The organism is Pseudomonas sp. S10E 269 (assembly GCF_002798465.1).
GTDB classification, from domain to species: domain Bacteria; phylum Pseudomonadota; class Gammaproteobacteria; order Pseudomonadales; family Pseudomonadaceae; genus Aquipseudomonas; species Aquipseudomonas pergaminensis.
In genome coordinates this window covers 477,311-493,931 of sequence record NZ_PHIJ01000001.1, presented here as the reverse complement: position 1 = coordinate 493,931, position 16,621 = coordinate 477,311, and the positions used below count along the sequence as shown (strand labels likewise).

15 protein-coding genes and 2 pseudogenes are annotated in these 16,621 nt (G+C 61.8%); 6 read left to right on the top strand and 11 right to left on the bottom strand.

The window, feature by feature from the left end:
- The first annotated feature begins 49 nt into the window (after positions 1 to 49).
- Positions 50 to 2,965: an ATP-binding protein gene (locus CWC48_RS02395; protein WP_100491271.1), complete on the top strand. Its 2,916-nt coding sequence runs from the start codon at positions 50 to 52 to the stop codon at positions 2,963 to 2,965.
- The gene (locus CWC48_RS02390) at positions 2,965 to 3,612 is read left to right on the top strand and encodes a response regulator (RefSeq protein WP_100491270.1); all 648 of its coding nucleotides are present in this window, start codon (positions 2,965 to 2,967) and stop codon (positions 3,610 to 3,612) included. Before CWC48_RS02395 ends, CWC48_RS02390 begins: the two co-directional genes overlap by 1 nt.
- Here CWC48_RS02390 and CWC48_RS02385 read toward each other — a convergent pair whose 3' ends face one another.
- The 6 genes from CWC48_RS02385 to CWC48_RS02360 are packed head-to-tail and all read right to left on the bottom strand — an operon-like array spanning position 3,613 to position 9,417.
- The gene (locus tag CWC48_RS02385) at positions 3,613 to 4,104 is read right to left on the bottom strand and encodes a fimbrial protein (protein WP_100491269.1); all 492 of its coding nucleotides are present in this window, start codon (positions 4,102 to 4,104) and stop codon (positions 3,613 to 3,615) included.
- Positions 4,101 to 4,568, bottom strand: a complete 468-nt coding sequence (locus CWC48_RS02380) for a fimbrial protein (protein WP_078047460.1) — start codon at positions 4,566 to 4,568, stop codon at positions 4,101 to 4,103. Before CWC48_RS02380 ends, CWC48_RS02385 begins: the two co-directional genes overlap by 4 nt.
- A 10-nt stretch (positions 4,569 to 4,578) precedes the next feature.
- Entirely contained in the window at positions 4,579 to 5,478 is a 900-nt protein-coding gene (locus tag CWC48_RS02375; protein WP_078047461.1) for a fimbrial protein, read from the bottom strand.
- A gap of 2 nt (positions 5,479 to 5,480) precedes the next feature.
- Positions 5,481 to 8,057, bottom strand: a complete 2,577-nt coding sequence (locus tag CWC48_RS02370; RefSeq protein WP_078047462.1) for a fimbria/pilus outer membrane usher protein — start codon at positions 8,055 to 8,057, stop codon at positions 5,481 to 5,483.
- Between the two features lie 30 nt (positions 8,058 to 8,087).
- On the bottom strand, positions 8,088 to 8,786 hold the full coding sequence (locus tag CWC48_RS02365) for a molecular chaperone (RefSeq protein ID WP_078047463.1): 699 nt from the start codon (positions 8,784 to 8,786) through the stop codon (positions 8,088 to 8,090).
- Between the two features lie 58 nt (positions 8,787 to 8,844).
- On the bottom strand, positions 8,845 to 9,417 hold the full coding sequence (locus CWC48_RS02360; protein ID WP_078047464.1) for a fimbrial protein: 573 nt from the start codon (positions 9,415 to 9,417) through the stop codon (positions 8,845 to 8,847).
- A 436-nt stretch (positions 9,418 to 9,853) separates the two neighbouring features.
- On the opposite strand from CWC48_RS02360, the gene mqo reads away from it, so the two are divergent.
- Entirely contained in the window at positions 9,854 to 11,500 is a 1,647-nt protein-coding gene (gene mqo / locus CWC48_RS02355) for a malate dehydrogenase (quinone) (RefSeq protein ID WP_078047465.1), read from the top strand.
- A 71-nt stretch (positions 11,501 to 11,571) separates the two neighbouring features.
- Here the strand turns inward: mqo and CWC48_RS02350 are convergent, their stop codons facing one another.
- Positions 11,572 to 12,408 carry a LysR family transcriptional regulator gene (locus CWC48_RS02350; RefSeq protein ID WP_100491268.1) on the bottom strand — a complete coding sequence of 279 codons (837 nt, stop codon included), beginning with the start codon at positions 12,406 to 12,408 and terminating at the stop codon, positions 11,572 to 11,574.
- 99 nt (positions 12,409 to 12,507) lie between these two features.
- Between CWC48_RS02350 and CWC48_RS02345 the strand changes: the two genes are divergently transcribed.
- The gene (locus CWC48_RS02345) at positions 12,508 to 13,407 is read left to right on the top strand and encodes a DMT family transporter (RefSeq protein WP_100491267.1); all 900 of its coding nucleotides are present in this window, start codon (positions 12,508 to 12,510) and stop codon (positions 13,405 to 13,407) included.
- Between the two features lie 130 nt (positions 13,408 to 13,537).
- On the top strand, positions 13,538 to 13,867 hold the full coding sequence (locus tag CWC48_RS02340) for a YXWGXW repeat-containing protein (RefSeq protein WP_043274284.1): 330 nt from the start codon (positions 13,538 to 13,540) through the stop codon (positions 13,865 to 13,867).
- A 7-nt stretch (positions 13,868 to 13,874) separates the two neighbouring features.
- Here the strand turns inward: CWC48_RS02340 and CWC48_RS02335 are convergent, their stop codons facing one another.
- The 3 genes and pseudogenes from CWC48_RS02335 to CWC48_RS02325 all read right to left on the bottom strand — a co-directional run.
- Positions 13,875 to 14,219: a hypothetical protein gene (locus CWC48_RS02335; protein ID WP_100491266.1), complete on the bottom strand. Its 345-nt coding sequence runs from the start codon at positions 14,217 to 14,219 to the stop codon at positions 13,875 to 13,877.
- 100 nt (positions 14,220 to 14,319) lie between these two features.
- A pseudogene (locus CWC48_RS02330) lies at positions 14,320 to 14,547 on the bottom strand (VapC toxin family PIN domain ribonuclease); the annotation flags it as partial.
- Positions 14,543 to 14,707: pseudogene (locus tag CWC48_RS02325) on the bottom strand (AbrB/MazE/SpoVT family DNA-binding domain-containing protein); the annotation flags it as partial. The pseudogenes CWC48_RS02330 and CWC48_RS02325, both read right to left, overlap by 5 nt.
- A gap of 88 nt (positions 14,708 to 14,795) precedes the next feature.
- Here CWC48_RS02325 and CWC48_RS02320 point away from each other — a divergent pair.
- A complete protein-coding gene (locus CWC48_RS02320) occupies positions 14,796 to 15,188 on the top strand; it encodes a RidA family protein (RefSeq protein WP_100491265.1) in 393 nt (130 codons plus the stop codon).
- Between the two features lies 1 nt (position 15,189).
- On the opposite strand, the gene ppnN is transcribed toward CWC48_RS02320, so the two are convergent.
- Complete coding sequence (ppnN, locus tag CWC48_RS02315) at positions 15,190 to 16,563, bottom strand: nucleotide 5'-monophosphate nucleosidase PpnN (protein WP_078047470.1); 1,374 nt, start codon at positions 16,561 to 16,563, stop codon at positions 15,190 to 15,192.
- Between the last annotated feature and the right edge of the window lie 58 nt (positions 16,564 to 16,621).

The window sequence follows — 16,621 nt, the reverse complement described above, 5'->3', positions numbered from 1 at the left end:
GATCATGCATAGGCTCCACGTCCTGATTCAGGCTTCTGCGGTACTGACGATGAAACATGCAAGCCTGCGCCTGGATAAGCTGGCACAGAGTTCCCAGCGCTTGAACACCGCCCTGTTGCTGCTCACCGGGCTCGTCCTGTTGCTGTCCAGCAGTTGCTACTGGGCGGTCTCGCGGTTGCTCGATGCCGAGCAGGAAAAGGTCGAGTTTCACTTCGCCCGCGTGGTGGAGATCATTCACGAGCACGAGGCGTTCCTGCGCAACGTCGCGGTTGGCTACAGCCGCAGCAATGCGCCGCCGCTGCCGTCGGTGCAATCCACCCAGGTGGTGGAGCTGCAGCGCGACGCCGGGCACGTGGTGGTGCAAGCCAAGGGCTTTGCCTTGTCGTTGCCATTTACCTTGTCCCACGCGGTGGGGTTCTCGGCGGATGACACGCGCCGCGCGCTGGCGTTTGGCGTGCAATTGACCGACTACTACGGCGGCTACTGGGCCAGTTCCTTTTATGCCTCGCCGCAGGTGTTCGTGTTTACGCCCAATGACGTCGCCAGCCTGGCCGTACCGGGCATTGGCGGCCTGCGCCAGCATCAGCCGTTGTTGCGCGAACACTACCGCGAGGTGGTGAGCCGCCTGCACCAGTTACAACAAAGCCAAAGCCTGTTGCTCACCGACAGCCGCGTACGCTGGATGCGTGCGCCCTTGCAGCTGTATCCACGCAGCCGCAGCGTGGTCGCGATGATCGGCCTCGATGCGCCCGCCGCCGTGCTCCCGGCCAATCAACCCCAGGGCCTGCTGACTTTGGCGGCCGTGGTGGATACCTCCCAGGTCGATGAGTTCGAGCGGGTGCTGCAGCGCTCGGTCTACAACCAGTTCACCCTGATCTCACCCCAGGGCGATGTCTTGCTCGGCAGCCTGGGTGATGAACACATGGCGCCCCTGGGCCTGAGCTTCAACAGCCAGGGGTTGCGCTTCAAGATGCTCAGCGAGGGCGGCGAGCACTGGACTGGCCTGTACGCCATCAGCTATCAGGATTTCCTGCGCTACGCCAAGTGGCCGCTGTTGGGCCTGGGCCTGACGTTTCTGGCGGCCGTGCTGCTGGGCTGGTGGATCAACCATTGGTACAAGACCCGCATTGTCAGCCCGGCCCAACGTGCCCAGGAGCGTCTGTTCGATAGCGAGGCGTTCAACCGCATCATGCTGCACAACGCCCCGGCGGGCCTGTGTGTGGTGCGGCGCAGCGACTGCCAGTTGTTGCTGGAAAACCAGCGTGCCTTGCTCCTGGGGGGCACCGCACCGCTGGTGGCCGTGCTCAAGGCCAACGACGGCCCGGAAACCCCCGGCGAGATGTGCCTGGCCGTGCAGGGCCGCTACCTGCAAATTGTGGTGGTGGCCGCGCGCTACGAAGGCGAAGACGTGTTTCTGTGCGGCTGCAACGACATCACCCGCCATGTGGACGAAACCTTGCAGTTGAACCAGGCCCGCCAGGAAGCCACGGCCGCCAATGAAGCCAAGACCGTGTTCCTGGCCACCATGAGCCATGAGATCCGCACGCCCCTGTACGGTGTGCTGGGCAACCTGGAACTGATGGCCCTGACCGCCATGAGCGAGCGCCAGCGCCAGTACCTGGAAATTATCCAAGGCTCGTCCACCGTGCTGTTTCAACTGATCAGCAACATACTCGACGTGTCGAAGATCGAGTCCGGGCAAATGGCCGTGGAAGCGGCGCCGTTCAATCCGCGGCAACTGGTGGAGGAGGCCGTGCTGGGCTTTACCGCCACGGCACGCAACAAGGGTTTGCAGATCGATGCGGAAATCGACCCGCAAGTGCCCCCCCAACTGCTGGGCGATGCGGGGCGTATCCGCCAGATCCTGCATAACCTGCTGGGCAATGCGATCAAGTTCACCGAGTCGGGGCGCGTGCGTTTGCGGCTGACCGTGCAGGCACTGCTCGCCAATGAAGTCGCCCTGCAATGGCAAGTCACCGATACCGGCGTGGGCATTCCGGAAAAGGCCCTGGATCAATTGTTCAAGCCGTTCTACCAAGTGGCGGGCGGCCAGGATGGCAACGGGGCGGGACTGGGACTGTCGATCTGCTCGCGCTTGAGTGAGTTGATGGGCGGCAGCATGCGCGTGGTCAGTGAGCCTGGGTTGGGCAGCAGCTTTTCGCTGTTCATCACCTTGCCGATCGTTGACGGTGCCCCCTTGGTGGCCAGCCCCGAACTGGTGCCGTCGTGCCTGGATGCGCCTTGCCTGAACGTGCGGGTGCTGGTGGCCGAAGACAACCCGGTCAGCCAGGCCGTGCTGCAAGAGCAGCTCGAAGCCCTCGGCGCCCAGGCCACCGTAGCGCGGGACGGCGAGCACGCCTTGCAAATCTGGGGCTCGCAGCCGTTCGACCTGGTGATCACCGACATCAACATGCCGCGCCTCAACGGCTATGACTTGGCCCGCGCACTGCGTGAACAGGGGGTGCAGGTGCCGATTATTGGCGTGACCGCCAACGCCCTGCGCGAGGAAGGCGAGCGTTGCCTGGCGGTCGGCATGAACGCCTGGGTGGTCAAGCCGCTGAGCATGAGCACGCTGCGTCAGGCCTTGATGGCGCACTGTCGCCGCGCCAGCGCCCTGGCGGTGCCTCCGGCGGAGCGTGACCGCGACGGCTGGATCGAGTTGTCCCCGTCCATGCGCCAATTGATGGGCGATACCTTGCTGGAGGATGTGCAGCACATCGAACAGGGCCTGGCCGCCGGCGATGCCGACCGGGTGCGCCAGCGCCTGCATAGCCTCAACGGTGCGCTGGCCAGTGTGCGTGCCGGGTTGCTCTCCAATGCGTGTCAGACCTGGGAAAACACGCTGTACGAAGGCCCCCTGGATCACTACGCGACCACGCAGATCAGGGCGTTGTGTGCGCGGCTGACGGCGGTGGCGCACTGCTTGCTGGCAGAGTCGAAAGCTCACTACAAGGAAGATAAATAATGCGAGAAATGAATGTCGTCATTGCCGACGACCACCCGATCGTTCTGGTGGGCGTGCGCGAGATTGTGCAACGTGATTCACGTTATCGCCTGGTGGGCGAGGCCGTCAGTTCCAGCCAACTGATCGAGCTGTTACGCACGCATCGGCCGCAAGTGCTGATCACTGATTTCAACATGCCGGGCGACGACACCTACGGCGATGGCTTGAAACTGATCGAGTACATCCTGCGGCACTTCGCCGACACCCAGGTGCTGGTGCTGACCATGATCTCCAACAGCCTGATCCTCAGCCGTCTACAGGAACTGGGGGTGGCGGGCGTGATCCAGAAAAACCACCTGCACGGCGAAATCGAAAAAGCCCTGGGCGCCATCAGTGCCCAGCGCAATTACCAGGCGCCTGCGCCTGCGGCAACGTCGGTGTTGGGCAGCGCGTACCAGGTGCAGGAGCGTTTCCAGAGCCTGTCGCCGCGGGAAATGGAAGTGTTGCGTTTATTCGTGACGGGCATGAGCGTCAGTGACATCGCGCGGCAGTTGAGCCGTAGCAACAAGACCGTCAGCGCGCAGAAAATCTCGGCCATGCGCAAGCTGGAAGTCGACAGCGACCAGGCATTGCTGACCTATTGCATCGAGGCCCGGCAGTTCCAGTAGTCAGCGGTAGGTGATCTGCATCAACAGCATCGCGCTGTAGCTGCCCGCGTCGGGCAGTTCACCCAGGGACACGGGCTTGACCCGCAGGGTCAGTTCCAAGGGTTCGTCGATTACCGGCCAGGTGCCGGTTTTACCCAGGCTGAAATCAGCCTTCGCGCCTTTATTCAGCAAACCAAGCTGCAACCCCAGCGCCGGGCGGCTGGTGAGCAGGGTGTGGCTGTCGACGCTTCCCAGCCCGGCAGAGAGCGTAAGGCTGACGTGGCTGTTGGCTTGGCAATCGAACACCAGCGGCACGTCGGTGGCGCCGGCGCTGTCGTCGGCTAACTGGTTGAGGTTGACCTTGCCCAGCTCCACCTGTTGCGTGCTTGGAAAGCGCGCCGTGCAGGGTGGGGTGATCAGCTTGCCGCTGACGTCGATCTGCGCTTGCTCCGCCGGTTGCGCGAGGGGGGCGGTGCCGGCCACGATCAGCAGAATCCAGGTGAGCGCCTTCATAGGTAATTGAGGGTCATGACCATGGACGACGTAAATGCGCCAGGCGCTAGCGTGCCACGCTCGACCAGCTTTGCCTTGAGGCTGATGTCCACGGTGCCGCTGAGGTTGCTGTACGTCTTGGTGGTGCCGGTGAGGTTCGCTGCAGTGTCGTCCGCCCAGAGTAACGACACACCGAGGTTGTCAGCGGTGGTCTTGGCCACGGTGGCGGTGTAGGTGCCGTTGTTGGCGGTGAAGCTGACGTTCAGCGATGAGCCCGCCGGGCACGTCATGCGTACCGGCAACGCTACGGTTTCGGTGGTTGCCACCTGGTCGGTGCGCACATTGCCGAACGCAGCCGTGAGGGTGGTGCCGGTGTTCAGCGCACAGGGTGGGCGGGTGAGGGTGCCGCTGACGGTGATATTCACCGTGTCGGCGGCCTGGGCGGTGGCGCTGAACAACGCCAGGGCGAACAGCGAAGTTTTCATGACGAGGGCCTCAGCGGTAATCGATGGTCAGGGTGTATTGGCTTTGGAATGCACCGGTGGGCGACTGGCCGGCGACCAGTTGCGGTTTGAAACTGAGATTGACGTTGTTGCTGCCAGTCTTCAGTTGCAGGTTGCGCACGCCGCTGAAGTCCACCGGGTTGTAGGAGTCGGTCCAGATCGCCTGCATGTTCAAGCCGGCCAGCGTGGTGCGTGATACCCCGGTTGTGGCGTTGACCACGGCCTGGCTCGGCCTCAGGGTGGCCGTGGCTTGCACGGCGGTCGCACACTTGACCGACACCGTGGTGGATTGCACCTGGCTGCTGAGGTCGGCGTTGCTGATGTTGCCGAAGCGCAGGTTGACGGCACTGGGCGAGCTCAGCGTGCATGCCGGTGTGTAGACGGTGTACACAAAAGGCATATCCAGGAACCATTCGGCCCATGCCAGGTAGTTAAGTGAGGTCACGCCAATACGTACTTGCACGTTGCGCGTGCCGGTGGTTCTGGGCGCGGTGCCCACCAGGTTGTAGCGATAGCGCACCACTGTGTTGAGGGGCAATCGCTGGCACGTACCACCCAGGCAGATTCCACTGAATTTACCAATATCAAGTTGCGGCAGAACGGTCCAGCTGGAGGGGTCTACAAACTGCAGTGCGGCATGGTTGTAGCCCGTCCCGTAGGTAATGCTGGTGTTCACGCCTGCCGCGTAGGGAAAGGCACGGCGAATCGTGCACGTGGCGCTGTACTCGACATTGATCGCTTCACCCGGCTGGAAACGGTAGCCATAGGTCGGGTAGCCCGGCGTTCCGCATTCGACGTTGCCGCCGATCAGTGCCTGCGCCTGAAATGACAGGCAGCAAAGCACGCCGGCCCACAGCGCCAGTGTCACGCGGTTGCGTATATTCACGATCATGGTCACGAATCCTTGGCGCCCGACCCACCGGCCGCGCGCTCACATTGAAGGTTGATCTGCGTAATCCCGCCCTCGGCGGGCCCGTCGTCGTTCAGTTTCAAGTCGCGGCTGCACCACGGTTGCCCGTCCACGCTGATCATCAGTCGCGCCTCTGGCGGCACGCCGGTCAGGAACACGCGACCTTTGTCCGCCACCAGGGTGTTGCCCAGCGAACGCCCGTCTATCGCAAAGAGCTCGGCGCGGGCGGCAAAGGGCGCGGCTTCGCCCTGGGTGTCGCTGATGCGGAACAGAATGCGTTTGCCGCGCCGAGTGTCGAAGTCCGCCAGCACAAAGGCGCCGCGATTGGGCGTGACTTCCTGCACCGGCTCGGCGATGTCGATGTCAGCGGACATCGACTGGGTGTCCAGGGACACGCGGTTCTTACGATAGGGCAGGGCGGACGGCACCACCGTGTAGCCATTGGCGTTGGTGCGCACCCCACGCTTGTTGGTGATCGCCACATCGGCGGCTCCTGGCGTGGCCACGATCACGTTGGTTTCGCCCAGCGGCTGGCTGAACATCAGGTTGCTGCCGTACGCCACCACTGAGCCTTCTACGCCCAGGTCCAATTGGCGGTTGCCGGTGGACTCGTTGTAAGCGCCGCGCACAATCGCACTCGGCGCGTCGTACTGGGCGGCGAACGTGCCGCCCGTCTGGCGTTGGGCGCCGTTGACTTGCTGCGCCACGCCCGCGCTGTAAGCCAGGGTGTCATCGTCAAAAGCGTTACCACTGAGGGTCGCGGTGCGTGACGCCGCGCCGCGCGCGCTCTGGTTCATGCTCGCGGTGACACGTTGGTTGCGCGGGCTGCCCAGGGGCATGCTGACACTCAGGGACAGGCTGCGATCGTTGCTGTCAGCACCTTTGTTCAGGCCCAACCCGAGGGAGTAGGAAACACTCCCGGCGCTCACGCTATAACCCAATTGGATCGAGGTGTCGGCATGGCCCCTGTCCCAATACGCGGTTTTCGACACGTTGGCGTACACCCCGCCGTAGCCGCCCAGTTGCTGGGACACGTTGGCGGTGAAGTTGCTTTTCATATGGCCGCGGCGGTAGGTGTCCAGGGTTTGCCCGGCATTGCGGCTGTTGAGCGCTTCGTTGAACGAGTAGTAGCTGCCAGTGGAATAGCGGTAGCCGATCAGGCTGAAATTGGTGTCGGTGGCCGCCAGGGATTTTGAATAGCGAAACCGGAACGACTGGCCGCTGGCGCTGGTTTTTTCATGGCCCATGGCGTCGCTGCGGGCGTGGGTCACGTCCACTGAAATCGCGCCGAAGCCGGCGAAGTCGTGGGCGAAACCCAGCAGGCCGGCGTTGTATTGGTCGCTGAGCAGGCTGGCGCCGAATAGCGTGGTACTGCCACTCAAACCTCGGCGCAGGGAGGCCTGGAGGAAGGCCGGGGTTTCTTGTGCAAAGGCCGACTGCGCCGGGCGGTACTGGCCGGCGAACAACGAATAGCTTTGCTGCCCCTCGCGCAGCATGTAGGGCACCGACGAGAACGACTGGGTGTAGACCTGGCGCTGGCCATCCGGGCCTTCCACGGTGACCTCGATGTCACCATTGCTGGCGGTGGGATACAGATCCGTCAAGGCAAACGGCCCCGATGGCACCCATTGCTCATGGATCACGTAGCCACGCTGGCGGATGATCACCCGCGAGCGGCCATTGGCGATGCCGCGCACCACCGGTGCGAATTCACGGGACTGGTCGGGCAGCATGTCCAGGTCCGAGGCGATGCCCACGCCGCGATAGGGAATCGCGTCGAACAGGTCGCCCTCAGTGGTAGCGTCGCCCAGGGTGGCAATCGCCATCATGTTGCCCATGTCCCGTTGGGCATAGGTTTCCATCGACTCCCAGCGCCCGGTGTCGCCCGTGCCTTTCTGCCAGGTCGAGAAATTGCGCAGGCGCCAGGCCCCGGCATTGATGCCACTGCGAAGGCTACCGAACTGGTTCTGGCGACGGCCGCTGTCGGACTCTGTTGTGCTGCCGCTGAAGCTGTAGTTGGTGAACGCCACGTTCTCACCGGTGCTCCACTGCCGACGGCGCACCTCAAACGCAATACTGCCCAGGTACGCCTGAGGAATGTCGATCGATAGCAACTGGCGGTTGAAGTCGTAGTCGTAGACCACCCCGGCCAGGCCTTGGTCGAAGGCCACGCAGGTGGGGTCCGCATCGCTTCGGTTTTGCAGGGCCGTTTCGGCCACGCCCTGGGCGCGCAAAAAATCCGCATCCAGGCACGGGAACAGCCCCGTGGCCGAGCGATCCGCCGTGCCGGTGGCGCGCACGAAGCGCACGTCGCGCTGGTCGACAGCGTGTTGGTTGACTAGCACATCGACCCGGTAGATTCCCGGCAACTGGCCTTCGCTCATGGCGCTGACCTGTTGTTTCACCGCCGCCGAACTCTGCCCACCGCCGATCTCGAGGAACGAGGCATCGAACTCGTAGCCGGCTTGTGCGGGGGCCAGGTGCAAGGCCACGGCAGCCACGAGCGGACAGCCGAAAGCCTTCACGGCGCGACGGCGCGTGAATGGGAATGAACGGTGCATGGGCGTTCCTGATGGGGGCGTGCGCGTGTATCAATGAATGCGGATAAGGGGGGCGGTCACGATGCTGCCGTAGTCGTCGATGTAGCTGAGCGACACGTCATCGCCCGCCTTGGCCTGGATCGGTAGTTCGCGCTGTTCCCCAGGGCGTAGCACATCCGGCGCCTGGGTGATCGGCAGGCCGTTGAGTGTGAGTTCGCTGACCACGACGTGCAGCTTGGAGGCGTTATTGAATTGCAATGCCCCCGCGGTTGACGTCCAGCCCACCTGTGCCACTGCGTCCTTGAGCGAGCCTTTGACGCCTGCGGGGCGGTAGAACAGCTTGATGGTGGTCTTGAGAGCAATCTGCAGCACGTTCTTGCCTTTCTGGTCGTCGCTCATGGCCGGAATCGCCTTGACGTTCATCAGGAACAGGCTTTCGCGGTCCTGGGGTACATCGGCGCCCCCGGTAAAGATGACGCGCAGGATGTTTTCCTTGTTCGCATCGAGTCGGAACAGCGGCGGGGTGACGATAAAGCTGTCGACACTTTCGTCATTGCCCGTGCCAAAGCGGCTGACCCAGGATTGCACCAGGTAGGGCGAGGTGTCTTCGCGATTGCTGACGGTGAGGTTGGCTTCACTGGAAGCCCCGTCGTAGATCAGCCGCGTGGCGCCGACCGTGACGGCGGCATTGGCTGCCGCGCTGTGCCAGAGCGGCAACAGGGCGAGCAAAAAACACAGGTTCAAACGCATGATGAGAGACCTTTGAAAGTCCGTGGGCCGGCGAGCGGCCCACGGTATTGACGAGCAATTACTTGTAGGTAACGTCGAAGCTGGCCAGCGCGTGCACCTGACCGGTGCCGATACCGGACGTGGTCACGGCATCGTCGCCTTCGCCGGTAGTCGTGTCGGCGACGGTACGCACGTAGGCGGCGGTGAAGTCGAAGGTGTTGGACTGCGTACGCAGGTCGTAATCGGCGGTCGCCGTGTTCAGTGGCAGCTTTTTGCCGGTACGCGAGTCGGCGATCTGAATCGCGATGCCGCGCACTTGATTTTCCCCGGTCAGACCGAGCAGGGTCGAATCGGTGGCGTCCTGCTGACCACTGAAGGTAATGGCGGCGTTCTTGCGGGTCGCGGTGCTGCAGTTGTCCAGGCTGATGGAGAACGCTTTGGGCTTGGCGGTGGAACCCACGGTGGGTGCGAAGTCGGCAATACGTACCGCGTCCAGGGTCACGGATTTATTCACGTCGCCGGTGGTGATGGTGCACGCGTTGTCGGTGACCGAACCGGTGAATTCGATCTGCCCGTCCGCAGCCTGTGCAGTGCCAGCCAGCAGCCAGCAAGCGCCGCAGGCAAGGGTGAGTTGGCTCAGTTTGTTCAGCATTGCAATGCCTCTTTTAAAGGATGGAAGGTTGTCTGCTACCCGTTGGGTGAGCCAATCCATAGTGCAATGCTGCGATTTATAGGCCCATGAGACAGATCTTAAAAACTGGCGAACTGATGGCCTTGCGACTGGCGAGTCCATATCCGACGCCGGGCGTGATATTCTGCGCGCCATCTTGGTCTAGTCTCTCTCTGGTACGTACATCCGTATACGTCCCGGCAGTTGGCTGTCGCCCAGGTAGCTGAAGCCAATAATGATAAGAAGTCAGCGCAGAAGGGACATAAAAGTGAGGTCGATACGTCGGCCTTGTGTGCCCACCCTGCGGTCCTTGAGTGAATGTGCGAACCCCGCGGTGCGTTGCCTGGCGCAGCGTGAATGAGGGTTGCCCATGATCAGGGGCGGTAGGGCGGATGGCGTTTTATCATAGGTGCTACTGATGTTTAAAAAAGTAAACACTGCCCTGCTGGGGCTGGCTTTGTCGCTGGGGATCACGTCCGTTCAAGCGGAAGAGGCAAAGAAAGTCGATGTGCTGCTGATCGGCGGCGGCATCATGAGTGCGACCCTGGGTGTATGGCTCAATGAGCTGGAGCCGGGCTGGTCGATGGAAATGGTCGAGCGCCTCGATGGCGTGGCCGAAGAAAGCTCCAACGGCTGGAACAACGCCGGTACCGGTCACTCGGCCCTGGCTGAGCTGAACTACACCCCGGAAGACAAGAACGGCAACGTTGAGATCCCGAAAGCGGTCGAGATCAACGAAGCGTTCCAGATCTCCCGTCAGTTCTGGTCCTGGCAGGTCCAGCAGGGCGTGCTGAAGAACCCGCGTTCGTTCATCAACTCCACGCCGCACATGAGCTTCGTGTGGGGCGATGACAACATCAAGTTCCTGAAAAAACGCTACGAAGCGCTGCAAGCGAGCCCGCTGTTCGCCGGCATGCAGTACTCCGAAGACCCGGCGCAGATCGCCAAGTGGGTTCCGCTGATGATGGAAGGGCGTGACCCGAACCAGAAAATCGCGGCCACCTGGACCCCGATCGGCACCGACGTGAACTTCGGCGAGATCACCCGCCAGTTCGTCGCTCACCTGCAAACCACGCCTAAGTTCGACCTGAAACTGTCGAGCGAAGTGCAGGACATCACCAAGAACGCCGACGGTTCGTGGCGCGTGAGCTACAAAAACCTGAAAGACGGCACCAAGACTGAAACCGACGCCAAGTTCGTGTTCATCGGCGCCGGCGGCGGTGCACTGCACCTGCTGCAAAAGTCGGGCATTCCTGAAGCCAAGGAATACGCTGGCTTCCCGGTTGGCGGCTCGTTCCTGGTGACCGATAACCCAACCATCGCCGAGCAGCACTTGGCCAAGGCCTACGGTAAAGCTTCGGTTGGCGCGCCACCGATGTCGGTTCCGCACCTGGACACCCGTGTGCTGGATGGCAAGCGCGTAATCCTGTTTGGCCCATTCGCCACCTTCTCGACCAAGTTCCTGAAAGAAGGCTCGTACCTGGACCTGCTGACCAGCACCACCACCCACAACATCTGGCCAATGACCAAAGTCGGTATTCGTGAATACCCACTGGTCGAGTACCTCGCCGGCCAACTGATGCTGTCGGATGACGACCGCTTCAAGGCGCTGCAAGAGTACTTCCCGAACGCCAAGCAATCCGACTGGCGCCTGTGGCAAGCCGGTCAGCGCGTGCAGATCATCAAGCGTGACGAAGAGCAGGGCGGCGTCCTGAAACTCGGTACCGAAGTGGTCAGCTCCGCCGACAACACCATTGCAGGCCTGTTGGGTGCATCGCCAGGCGCGTCCACTGCGGCTCCGATCATGCTGACCGTGCTGCAGAAAGTGTTCAAGGACAAGGTGGCGACCCCTGAGTGGCAGTCCAAGCTGCACCAGATCGTACCGAGCTATGGCACCAAGCTGAACGACAGCCCTGAAGCTGTTGCCAAGGAATGGGCCTACACCGCCGGTATCCTGCAACTGACGCCACCACCTGCGATCCCGCAAGTGACAGCGCCAAAGGCTACCGAGGCGGCCAAGCCTGCGGCTGAGCCGAGCAAGCCGGCCTCTGACCTGGCGCTGTAAGCTAAGTACCCAGCCGATGTGAAAAGCCCGCTGAACCGGTGACGGTCAGCGGGCTTTTTTGTGGCTGGTGTTCAAACCCTGAAGTGCCTGATTTGCTCATTCAGGTGCAAGGCTAGCGCGTTGCCGGAATCGCACAACAAGTACAGGTGTTGTGCAGGCAGCGGTGGCAGTTCTGTCATGTGCACAAGCCCTTCGCCCATGCGGCTCTCTTCCATCAGGCCCACCGCAACGCCACTGCGAACACAGGCTTCAACCGCGGATGAGTTGGGGCTTTCCAGCAGCAAGCGGTGGTAAAGCCCGTAATCCTGTAATGCTCGCAACGCGGCTGCGCGATACGGGCAACCCGCGATAGGTACGGTGATGGGCAGCGGTGCATGGGTTGGGCAATTGAAGCGCTCGCTCGCGACCCACAGCGGCTGCACGGGCCCCAAGCGTTCGCCCTGTGCCAGCGGCTGGGCGCTGACGGTGATCGTCAGGTCCAGTTGGTCGGCCATGAACAGGTTCAGCAATTCGCCACTGGTGCGCGCTTCGATTTCCAATTCCAGCAGCGGATTGTCAGCGATCAGTCGAGGCAGAAACTCCTGTATGAACGCCGGCGCATAGGTGTCCGGAACGCCCAGGCGGATCTTGCCCTCCATACGCTGTGGCATCAGCGAGATCAGCAGGCGGTCATGGCTCTTGAGAAACTCGGTGGTTTCACCCAGCAGTTTCTTGCCGTAAAGCGTCAACTCCACGCCTTGGTTGCTGCGGCTGAACAGGCGCTGGCCAACCTGATCTTCCAGCTTCTGTATCTGTGTCGTCACGGTGGAGGCGCTGCGATGCACATGCTCGGCCGCTTCGTTGAAGCGCCCGAAACGCGCCACCGCGTGGAAGGTGCGCAACAGGTCGATATTCAGTTGTTTGGCCATGATTCCACTATTTCGAATTGATGGTGCGGCTTATTCAAATATACAGAAGCATGCGCGGCCCTTAGCCTTTCAGTCAACGTGAACTGACGGGCAGGCCTCATGACGCGATCAACCTTAAAGCGGCTGCTGTTGCAGGTGGCATTTGTACTCTCATGGAGCTCTGGCTACATCGGCGCCAAACTGGGTACGCAAGGCGGCGGCGCCTTCAATCTGCTGTTCTGGCGCTTCCTGCTGGTCTCGGTGTGCCTGGGGCTGTTCCTGAATGTCAGGTTGCTGAAGGTTACTTGGGCGCAGGTTCGCCATTACGCCGTCATCGGATTTCTCTCGCAGTTCCTGTACCTGAGCTGCCTCTATGTGGCGATCCAGAATGGTTTGTCTCCCGGCATAGCTGCGATCATCGCGGCGCTGCAACCCTTGATGACGGCGGCGCTATCGACCGGCAGCGCGACTGAACGCAGTGGTGGCTGGCAGTGGACCGGGCTGATGATCAGCTTCATGGGTGTTTCCATCGTGATCGCCGGGCAGTATGGCAGTGGCGGGAAGGGTGTCGGCCTGGTCATGTACCCGTTGCCACTGGCCGCAGCGCTGGGGCTGACGCTGGCGACCCTCTATGAGCGCCGCACTAAGCAGCGCCAGGACGCAGGCTTGGTGCTGCCATTGTTCATCCAATCGCTGCTGACCTTGATCGGCTTTACCGGCGCGGTGCTCTACACCGACACGCTGAGTATTCCCCACGATCCTGACGTATTGATCTCAATTGTCTGGCTCACCTTGTTCTCGACCTTCGTCGCCTATTTGAGCCTGTGGATGTTGCTGCGCGTGATGACCGCGACCCAGGTGGCGGCGCTGGTCTACCTCGAACCACCGGTCACCCTGGTATGGGCGGCGTTGATGTTTGGCGATGTGATCCAGGCCTCGACCTACGCCGGCATCGCCGTGGTCGTCGGCGGGCTGCTGTTGATACGCCTGAAGCGACCGACCGTCGCGTGCGCCTCTTGAGGGCTTTGGGTTCAGCAAGCCGACAGACATCACCTGTTAAAAATACCCAAGGCCAAGCAGGAGCGAGGCTGTAACAAGGGGGCATTTTTTAGCCGTGCAGGTTGTGGGCGTCAGCGCCCGAGGGTTTTTTATGTTGCTACGTTATGCGGCATTGGCGGCCATGGTGGTCGCGGCATCCGGGTGTGTGCAAGAACGCGTTGTGCATGAGCGCAGGCCGGTGCAACGTGAGTATGTCGAAGTCGTCGCCCCGCAGCCGCCGCCGGTGCAGGTGATCGAAGTCGAGCCGCCGGTGCGCTATGGCTATATTTGGTCACGCGGTTACTGGCGTTGGGAAGGTGGACGCTATGTCGCGGTGCACGGCCACTGGGAGCCGGTGCGGGAGGGGTACCGCTACGTGCATCCGCATTGGGTGCAGCGTAATGATGGGTACCACTGGCAGGGTGGTGGCTGGGTTCGCTGAGCCCCGGCTAAATCGGCTTCTGGGTGCCCAGGAGCCGAACTTCCCGCAGCAGCGCGGCACCGAGTTGATCGGAGCCCAGCTCCCTGTAACCCACCGCCTTGACCTCGCCGTTCTCCTCCGCCTGGATGAGGATCACCGGGGTTTCCTTGCCGGTGGCTTCGTCGATGTGCATGGCGTACTGGGGAATATCCAGCTTGATCGGCGTACCCGCCGCCTGGCCTTTCACATTGATCAGGAAGGCGGCGCAACCGCTCTCAAGATCCGCACTGGTGGCGGAACGGCCGCTGACGAAGCAGGTTTTTGGCAGGTCGGGCCAGGTGATGGCGTCAGCCAGTGCGGTGGTGGAGGCCATGGCAAGGGCTGCGAGTAGAAACGTGCGCACGTCAGTCTTTCTCTCGATCAAGGTAAAAGCGGTTTGTACCAAAGCCCGCCCGCAGTCGCAACGCTGCGGTTCAGGCCAGGCGCTTCATGCCCGTTGTCTTGATCGCGTTGAGGTCGAAGGTGGCTGTGTACGTGCAACCGGCGGCATGGGCGCAGCGTTCGACCAGGCAGTCTGCAAAGTCGGCCTTGTTCGCCATAAACTTGCGCAGTGCCTGCCAGATGATCTCACCATGCTCCACGGTCAATTCGCGGGTCCGTAACAGGGTTTCCAGCACCGTCACCACATCGGTCTTACTCGACCCGGTCGCCTGTTTCCAGGCCAAGGGCGGTCCTGACTTGGACAGGAATGGTGATTTGACCTTTCGAGGTCAGTGTGGCGGTCGCCATAGTGAAGATCTGCATCGTTATATTCCTTACCCTGGGGTAAGGAGTGACCGAGGACAATATCCGTTGGTCCATAGGTCGCTCATCTGGCGTGGGTCAGGCGGAACAGGTAAAACACTAGCCCGAACTGTCCCCGCCCACAGGGTTTAAAGAGATACGAACCATGACCGACCGCCACCTCATCATTCCCCCTTCCATGCACCCCATCGTCGAGCGCGCCGGCTACGTGCCCGGGGTAAAGGTCGGCAAGACGTTGTACTGCGCAGGCCAGGTCGGGCGGACGGCTGCATTGGCGGTGATCGAGGACCCCGAGGCGCAATTCGTCGCGGCCTGGGAAAATCTGCGGGAGGTTCTGGAGGAGGGCGACTGCACCTTCGACGACGTGGTGGACATGACCACCTATCACGTCGACATGAGCCAGCACATGGCGGTATTTCGCGAGGTGAAAAACCGCTTGTTCCCACGCGGGCATTGCGCCTGGACCACGATCGGGGTGTCCGAACTGGCGCACCCCGGTCTACTGGTGGAAATCAAATGCGTGGCGGTACAGCGCTAAGTCATTGCACCACGCGGTAGCACGGCACATACGCCGCGCCGCCTGGCAATTTCATGCGGTGCTGGGCGACGAAGGCCTGTAGCAGTTCGTCCAGCGGTTTCATGATGGCCGGGTCGCCGTGGATTTCATACGGGCCGTTCTGCTCGATCAGGCGGATGCCTTTGTCCTTGACGTTACCCGCCACGATCCCCGAGAACGCACGGCGCAGGTTGGCCGCGAGTTCGTGAGGCGCCAGCGCGTGGTTCAACTGCAGGCTGGCCATGTTCTCGTGGGTCGGGTCGAACGGGCGCTGGAAGCCCTCGTCGATCTTCAACAGCCAGTTGAAGTGGAACGCGTCGTTGCGTTCGCGGCGGAACTGCTTCACCGCCTTGAGGCCAGCAGTCATCTGGCGGGCTACTTCGGCCGGGTCATCAATGATGATCTGGTAGTGCGCCTGGGCCGCTTCGCCCAATGTGGCGCCGACGAAGGCGTGCAGTTGTTGCAGGTACGGCGCGGCATGTTTCGGCCCGGTGAGAATGACCGGGAACGGCAAGTCGCGGTTGTCCGGGTGCATCAAGATACCCAGCAGGTACAGGAACTCCTCTGCCGTACCGGCACCGCCTGGGAAGATGATGATGCCATGGCCGACGCGGACGAAGGCTTCCAGGCGTTTTTCGATGTCCGGCAAGATCACCAGCTCGTTGACGATCGGGTTCGGCGCTTCGGCCGCAATGATGCCCGGCTCGGTCAGGCCCAGGTAACGCCCGCCGGTGATCCGTTGTTTGGCGTGGGAAATGGTCGCGCCTTTCATCGGACCTTTCATCACGCCAGGGCCGCAACCGGTGCATACGTCGAGGCTGCGCAGGCCCAGTTCATGGCCGACTTTCTTGGTGTATTTGTATTCTTCGGTGTTGATCGAGTGGCCGCCCCAGCACACCACGATCTTCGGCTCGACACCGGGGCGCAGCGTACGGGCGTTGCGCAGCAGGTGGAACACGTAGTCGGTGATGCCCTGGGAATTGCTCAGGTCGATGCGCTGGCTGTCCAACTCGTTTTCGGTGTAGACGATGTCACGCAAGGCGCTGAACAGCATTTCGCGGGTGCTGGCGATCATTTCGCCATCGACGAAGGCATCGGCGGGGGCGTTCAGCAATTCCAGGCGCACACCGCGGTCCTGCTGGTGGATGCGCACTTCAAAGTCTTTGTAGGCGTCGAGGATGGTCTTGGCGTTGTCGATGTGCGCGCCGGTGTTGAGGATCGCCAGGGCGCATTGGCGGAACAGGGTGTAGATGCTGCCGGAACCGGCTTCGCTCAGTTGCTGGACTTCACGTTGTGACAGGGTTTCGAGGCTGCCCTTGGGGCTGACGGAGGCATTGATGACTTGACGTTGGGGCATTCTGATTCCTTGAAAGCGCAGCCACCGCACCCGTAAGGGGCCGCGATGGCTTGAGAAT

Coding starts and splice junctions, on each gene's coding strand:
- mqo (WP_078047465.1), top strand. CDS start 9,854: ATGTTTAAAAAAGTAAACACTGCCCTGCTGGGGCTGGCTTTGTCGCTG.
- CWC48_RS02390 (WP_100491270.1), top strand. CDS start 2,965: ATGCGAGAAATGAATGTCGTCATTGCCGACGACCACCCGATCGTTCTG.
- CWC48_RS02335 (WP_100491266.1), bottom strand. CDS start 14,219: ATGGCCTCCACCACCGCACTGGCTGACGCCATCACCTGGCCCGACCTG.
- CWC48_RS02365 (WP_078047463.1), bottom strand. CDS start 8,786: ATGCGTTTGAACCTGTGTTTTTTGCTCGCCCTGTTGCCGCTCTGGCAC.
- CWC48_RS02385 (WP_100491269.1), bottom strand. CDS start 4,104: ATGAAGGCGCTCACCTGGATTCTGCTGATCGTGGCCGGCACCGCCCCC.
- CWC48_RS02345 (WP_100491267.1), top strand. CDS start 12,508: ATGACGCGATCAACCTTAAAGCGGCTGCTGTTGCAGGTGGCATTTGTA.
- CWC48_RS02375 (WP_078047461.1), bottom strand. CDS start 5,478: ATGATCGTGAATATACGCAACCGCGTGACACTGGCGCTGTGGGCCGGC.
- CWC48_RS02380 (WP_078047460.1), bottom strand. CDS start 4,568: ATGAAAACTTCGCTGTTCGCCCTGGCGTTGTTCAGCGCCACCGCCCAG.
- CWC48_RS02395 (WP_100491271.1), top strand. CDS start 50: ATGAAACATGCAAGCCTGCGCCTGGATAAGCTGGCACAGAGTTCCCAG.
- CWC48_RS02370 (WP_078047462.1), bottom strand. CDS start 8,057: ATGCACCGTTCATTCCCATTCACGCGCCGTCGCGCCGTGAAGGCTTTC.
- CWC48_RS02350 (WP_100491268.1), bottom strand. CDS start 12,408: ATGGCCAAACAACTGAATATCGACCTGTTGCGCACCTTCCACGCGGTG.
- CWC48_RS02320 (WP_100491265.1), top strand. CDS start 14,796: ATGACCGACCGCCACCTCATCATTCCCCCTTCCATGCACCCCATCGTC.
- CWC48_RS02360 (WP_078047464.1), bottom strand. CDS start 9,417: ATGCTGAACAAACTGAGCCAACTCACCCTTGCCTGCGGCGCTTGCTGG.
- CWC48_RS02340 (WP_043274284.1), top strand. CDS start 13,538: ATGTTGCTACGTTATGCGGCATTGGCGGCCATGGTGGTCGCGGCATCC.
- ppnN (WP_078047470.1), bottom strand. CDS start 16,563: ATGCCCCAACGTCAAGTCATCAATGCCTCCGTCAGCCCCAAGGGCAGC.